Source organism: Polaromonas sp. (genome assembly GCF_049790275.1).
Classification (GTDB): Bacteria; Pseudomonadota; Gammaproteobacteria; order Burkholderiales; family Burkholderiaceae_C; genus Polaromonas.
This window is the reverse complement of sequence record NZ_JBAQYR010000124.1, coordinates 1-5,750: the sequence shown is the minus strand read 5'-3', so window position 1 is coordinate 5,750 and position 5,750 is coordinate 1. Positions and strand designations below refer to the sequence as shown.

The 5,750-nt window shown below is 66.1% G+C and carries 3 protein-coding genes and 2 pseudogenes; 3 read left to right on the top strand and 2 right to left on the bottom strand.

Annotation, left to right across the window (positions count from 1 at the left end; all coding sequences use genetic code 11):
• The 3 genes and pseudogenes from WA904_RS17390 to WA904_RS17380 all read left to right on the top strand — a co-directional run.
• Window positions 1–318, top strand: a pseudogene (locus WA904_RS17390) (alpha/beta hydrolase); the annotation flags it as partial.
• Window positions 293–985, top strand: coding sequence for a phosphoribosyltransferase (locus WA904_RS17385; RefSeq protein WP_425198385.1), 693 nt, complete (start codon window positions 293–295; stop codon window positions 983–985). The pseudogene WA904_RS17390 and the gene WA904_RS17385, both read left to right, overlap by 26 nt.
• Window positions 982–2,337: an erythromycin esterase family protein gene (locus WA904_RS17380; RefSeq protein WP_425198384.1), complete on the top strand. Its 1,356-nt coding sequence runs from the start codon at window positions 982–984 to the stop codon at window positions 2,335–2,337. The genes WA904_RS17385 and WA904_RS17380 overlap by 4 nt, the downstream gene beginning before the upstream one ends.
• A gap of 5 nt (window positions 2,338–2,342) precedes the next feature.
• On the opposite strand, the gene WA904_RS17375 is transcribed toward WA904_RS17380, so the two are convergent.
• Both WA904_RS17375 and WA904_RS17370 read right to left on the bottom strand, forming a co-directional pair.
• Complete coding sequence (locus WA904_RS17375; RefSeq protein WP_425198383.1) at window positions 2,343–5,543, bottom strand: error-prone DNA polymerase; 3,201 nt, start codon at window positions 5,541–5,543, stop codon at window positions 2,343–2,345.
• Between the two features lie 18 nt (window positions 5,544–5,561).
• Window positions 5,562–5,750, bottom strand: a pseudogene (locus WA904_RS17370) (DNA polymerase Y family protein); the annotation flags it as partial.

Sequence of the window (5,750 nt, the reverse complement as noted above, 5' to 3'; positions counted from 1 at the left end):
GGCAAACGTATTGCCGCCGTGGTCTCGCGCGGCGGCCGCCCCGACCTCGCCGGTCCGGTGGCACTGGCGGCTGTGACCGCGCCCACACTGCTGATCGTGGGCGGCGCCGACGAGGAGGTCATCACGCTCAACGAACAGGCCTACGCCCATTTGCAGTGCGAAAAGCGGCTCGCGATTGTGCCGGGCGCCACCCACCTGTTCGAGGAACGCGGCACCCTGGAGCAGGTCGCCGACCTGGCGGCCATCTGGTTCAACACGCACCTGGCAGCCACCAGAACCCCGGGAGTCCAGCATGACAGACATACGCCTTCCCTATGAGAACCGGCGCCAGGCCGGCCGCGCGCTGGCTGGTGCACTGGCCCACTACCGTGGACGGCCCAACCTGCTGGTCCTGGCCCTGCCGCGTGGCGGTGTGCCCGTCGGTTTTGAGGTGGCCATGGCGCTGGAGGCGCCGCTGGACATTTTTGTGGTGCGCAAGCTGGGGTTTCCGGGCCACGAGGAATACGCCATAGGCGCGATTGCCAGTGGCGGCGTGCGTGTGATGAACCCCCTGCCCGGCATGACCGTGTCGCCCGACGCCTTGGCAGAGGTGGTGGCGCGCGAGCAGGCCGAACTGGTACGGCGTGAACAGCTGTACCGCGGCCAGCGCCCGGCCATCGATGTGCGCGGCCGCACGGTGATCGTGGTCGACGACGGGCTGGCCACCGGTGCGACCATGCGCGCCGCGCTGCTGGCCATCCGGCAGCAGCAGCCGGCCCGGCTCGTGGTCGCGGTGCCCGTGGGCGCTGCAGAGAGTTGCCGGGAACTGCAGGACGTGGCCGATGAAGTGGTCTGCCCGGCCGCGCCCGAGCCGTTTCGCGCGGTTGGCCTGTGGTACCGCGAGTTTCCGCAGACCGGGGATGACGAGGTGCACACGCTGCTGGAAGATTCGCGCCGTCTCCATGCCCGCTCCGTCCACCTGCATCCTCACGAGGACTCCCCATGACCCCACAGCACGCACATTCCCAGACCGATGCAGGATTGCTACAGAGTCTGCAGAAACACCTGCAGCCGCTGACCGGCAATCCACACGATTACGACGGGTTGCTGGAATTGATCGGCCCAGCGCGGTTTGCCCTGCTCGGCGAGGCTTCCCACGGCACGCGCGAGTTCTACCAGGAGCGCGTGAACATTACCAAGCGCCTGATCACCGAAAAAGGCTTCACCGCTGTGGCGGTGGAAGCCGACTGGCCTGACGCCTGGCGCGTCAACCGCTATGTGCGCGGCCTGTCCGATGACCGCAACGCCGCGGACGCCCTGTCAGGGTTCGAACGTTTTCCAGCCTGGATGTGGCGCAACACGGTGGTGCGCGATTTTGTGGAGTGGCTGCGCGAACACAACAGCGGCCGGGCGCCCGCGCAGCAGGTGGGTTTTTACGGCATGGACCTCTACAGCCTGTTCACTTCCATCCAGGAGGTGCTGGCCTACCTGGACCGCACCGACCCCGCTGCGGCGGAACGGGCCCGCGAGCGTTATGCCTGTTTTGACCATGCGGCAGAAGACAGCCAGGCCTACGGTTATGCCGCCAGTTTCGGCCTTGCGCCCAGCTGCGAAGACGAGGTGGTGCAGCAACTGCGCAGCATGAACCTGCGCTTCGGGCACATGCCGTCCACCCCCGGGCTGGAGCGCGACGAAATGTTTTACGCGCAGCAGAATGCACGCCTGGTGCGCAACGCCGAAGAGTACTACCGCACCATGTTCCACGGGCGGGTCTCGTCCTGGAACCTGCGCGACAGCCACATGGAAGAAACACTGCAGGCGCTGGACCGCCACCTGGGCGCTGGCGGCACACCGCCGCGCATGGCGGTGTGGGCCCATAACTCGCACCTGGGCGATGCCGCAGCCACCGAAATGGGCGACCGGGGCGAATGGAACCTGGGCCAGCTCATGCGCGACCGCCATGACGGGGACGTGGTGCTGGTGGGCTTCAGCACCCACCACGGCTGGGTCACAGCGGCCTCGAACTGGGACGAGCCGCCGCAGCACAAACGCGTGCGTGCCGGCCTGCCCGGCAGCTGGGAGGATCTGCTGCACCACGCCGGAGACAGCCGGTTCTGGCTGGACCTGCGCGACAACACCGAACTCGGCGTACTGGCGGAAACGCAGCGGTTGCAGCGCGCCATTGGCGTGATCTACCGGCCCGACACCGAACGCCAGAGCCACTACTTCCACACCCACCTGAGTGCGCAGTTCGATGCCCTGATCCACATCGACGAAACCCATGCGCTGGAACCGCTGGACAAGGGCCCGGTATGGCACACCGGCGAGGCGCCCGAGACTTTCCCGTCGGGCATGTAGAGTTTTTAATGGAAATCGCGGCTGGAGGTTCCCAGCCGCCCGAGCAGCGGCGTCAGGTCTTCCAGCCGGTGCGCCACCAGGTTGCGCACGGCGCCGTAACCTTCACACGTGCCGCTTTCCTCGCTGCGCTGCCACACACCGTACACCGCCAGCAGCCGCGCATGCACCACCTCGCTGCGCTGGGTTTCGCGCAGCGACTTCCACACGATCACATTGACCGGGCCGGTCTCGTCTTCCAGCGTGATGAAAATGGTGCCCTTGGCGGTTTGCGGCTGCTGGCGCACCGTGACGATGCCGCAAGCCGCAACCTCTCGCCCGTTGGGCAAGGCGTTCAGTTCACCGGCACTGAGCAGCCCGCGCCTGGCCAGCCGCGGCCGCAGCAGGGCCACGGGATGGCGCCGCAACGTCAGGCCGGTGGCCCGGTAATCGAACAGGATGTTTTCGCCTTCAGGCGTTTCGGGCAATTGCAAGGCGGTCTCGTGCGTCGGCACCGCCTTCAGCAATTCGGGTGCCGGCTTGATGGCCGACGCTTCCCACACCTGCTGGCGCCGGTGACCGGCCAGCGGCAGCAAGGCGTCGGCGGCCGCCAGCGCGTTGATCTCCAGCGTGCCCAGCCGGGCGCGCGAGACCAGGTCTTCGGTGGATCTGAAAGGCGCTTCTGTGCGGGCCTCCTCGATGCGCAGTGCCGCGGCTTCGGGCAAGCCTCCTACCAGGCGTAAACCCAGGCGGACGGCGGGCTGGTCTGCATGAACGCCCGGATATTGCGGCAGCCGGGTCGCCGGGCCTGCCGTCTCCAGTGTGCAATCCCACTGACTGTGCATCACATCGACTGCTCTCACCTCCACGCCGTGCTTGCGCGCGTCCTGCACCAGTTGCGAAGGCGTGTAAAAACCCATGGGCTGCGAGTTGATCATGGCCGCCAGGAAACAGGCCGGCTCATGGCACTTGAGCCAGCTGCTCACATACACCAGCTTGGCGAAACTGGCGGCGTGGCTTTCGGGAAAGCCGTAATCGCCAAAGCCCAGGATCTGCTTGAAGATGCGCTCTGAAAACTCGGCGCTGTACCTGTTTTTCACCATGGCGTTGACCAGCCGGCCATGGAAACGCTCGACCCCGCCCTTGCGCTTCCAGGCCGCCATGGAGCGGCGCAGGTCGTCGGCCTCCCCCGGCGTGAAGTCCGCGGCAATCATGGCGATCTGCATCACCTGCTCCTGAAAGATCGGTATGCCCAGCGTGCGTTCCAACGCAGGGTTCAATTCGGGGTATTCAGGCTTGATCTTTTCGCCGTTCCTGAGGCGCTCCCGGTTCTTCAGGTAGGGATGCACCATGCCGCCCTGGATAGGCCCGGGCCGCACGATGGCCACTTCCACCACGAGGTCGTAATAGCAGCGCGGCTGCAGGCGCGGCAGCATGGACATCTGCGCGCGGCTTTCGATCTGGAACACGCCCACGGTGTCGGCCGCACAGATCATGTCGTAGGTCGGTTTGTCGTCCGGCGCAATGGTGTGCATTTCAAGGGCACTGCCGCGTGTGCGGTTCACCATGTCCAGGCAACGCTTGATGGCCGACAGCATGCCCAGCGCCAGCACGTCCACCTTGAGCAGGCCCATGGCTTCCAGGTCGTTCTTTTCCCACTGGATGATGCGGCGGTCTTCCATGGAGGCCGGCTGCACCGGCACCAGCCGCGTCAGCTTGCCCTGCGTCAGCACAAAGCCGCCGACATGCTGGCTCAGGTGGCGCGGAAAGCCAATTAGCTGCACGGCCAGGCCCAGCCACTGGGTGATGGCGCCGGCCTCGCTCTGGAGGCCTGCCTCCTCGATTTTCTGCTTCAGCGCATCGCTTCCATCAAACCAGAAATGCTCCCGCGCGAAACGTTCGACCAGTTCGGGCGCGATCCCCAGCGCCTTGCCGGCATCGCGTATCGCGCTGCGCGGCCGGTAGCTGATGACGGTGGCGGCAATGGCCGCACGGTCGTGGCCATACTTGTTATAGATGTACTGGATGACTTCCTCGCGCCGCTGGTGTTCGAAGTCCACGTCGATGTCGGGCGGCTCCCGGCGCTCGCGGCTGATGAAGCGCTCGAACAGCAGACTGCTTTCCTCGGGGCTGACGGCCGTGACTTCCAGGCAATAACAGACCAGCGAATTGGCCGCGGAGCCGCGCCCCTGGCAGAGGATGCCCTGCTGCCGGGCAAACCGCACGATGTCATGCACCGTGATGAAATACATCTCGTAGCCGAGCTCTTCAATCAGGGCCAGCTCTTTCTCGACCTGCACCTGGTGTTTCTTGTCCATCCCATCGGGATACCGCTTTTTCGCGCCCTCTGCCGTCAGGCGCCGCAGGCACTGTGCCGGCGTTTCCGCCGCGGGCACCATGTCTTCCTGCGGGTAGCGGTACAGGGCGCGGATCTCGTCCAGATTGAAGCTGCAACGCGCCGCCACCTCGAGTGTGGCGCGCAGCAGCCCGGCCGGGTAAATGCTGCCAAGGCGCATGCGCGGGCGCAGGTGCGCCTCGGCATTGGCCTGCAGCGCAAAGCCGCATTCATGCACGGTTTTTCCCTGCTGGATGGCGGTCATCACATCGTGCAGCGGCTTGCGCGAACGCACATGCATGAGCACAGCGCCGGCCGCCACCAGGCGAATGCCGGTACGCTCCGCCACACCCTGCAGTTGCTGCAGGCGCAGCGCGTCGTCCAGGCCCTGCAGCAGCTCGACGGCCAGCCAGGAATTTATGCCAAAAAGGCCTGCAGCCCAGGCGGCGTGTTCGCCAAGCGCTTCTGTATCGATAGCACCCGACAGGGGCGCCAGCAGGATCTCGCAATCGGCCAGCAGCGCAAAATCGCTCTCGCCCAGGGCGACGCGGTAGCTGCCTTTGTCGATCGCGTCGCCGGCCTGCCTGGCCGCGGTGATGAATTCGCACAGATTGCCCCAGCCCGCCGCGTTGTGCGGCAGCACGACCAGGCGGAAAGGATGGCCGGCCTGCACCAGGAACTCGGCGCCCGGCAAGAGCTGGAGTCCCAGCTCCTTGGCAACTTCATGCGCCCGCACCACACCGGCCACCGAACATTCGTCGGTGATGGCCAGCGCCCGGTAGCCCAGCCCTGAGGCGCGCGCTACCAGCTCCTCGGCATGCGAGGCGCCGCGCTGGAAGCTGAAGTTGCTCAGCGCATGCAGCTCGGCGTAGTCGGGAAGCGGGTAGCTGGACATGAGTTCGACAGTGCCGGCTCAGGCAAAGAAGCCATGCAGGTACCAGGCGCGCTGCTGGGCCGACTGCGGCGTGGCGACCAGGCGCTCGCTGTAAATCCACAGCAGGTCGCCTTGCCGGCTGCGGTAGACAAAGTAGTCGCGCAGGGCCCAGGGCTTCTCGCACGCCCCCGCGCCGCGCGCCGCGTCGCCATCGGCCCGCAGCCATTC

Excerpts from the sequence above, each read along its gene's own strand:
- WA904_RS17375 (WP_425198383.1), bottom strand. The coding sequence starts at position 5,543 with ATGTCCAGCTACCCGCTTCCCGACTACGCCGAGCTGCATGCGCTGAGC.
- WA904_RS17380 (WP_425198384.1), top strand. The coding sequence starts at position 982 with ATGACCCCACAGCACGCACATTCCCAGACCGATGCAGGATTGCTACAG.
- WA904_RS17385 (WP_425198385.1), top strand. The coding sequence starts at position 293 with ATGACAGACATACGCCTTCCCTATGAGAACCGGCGCCAGGCCGGCCGC.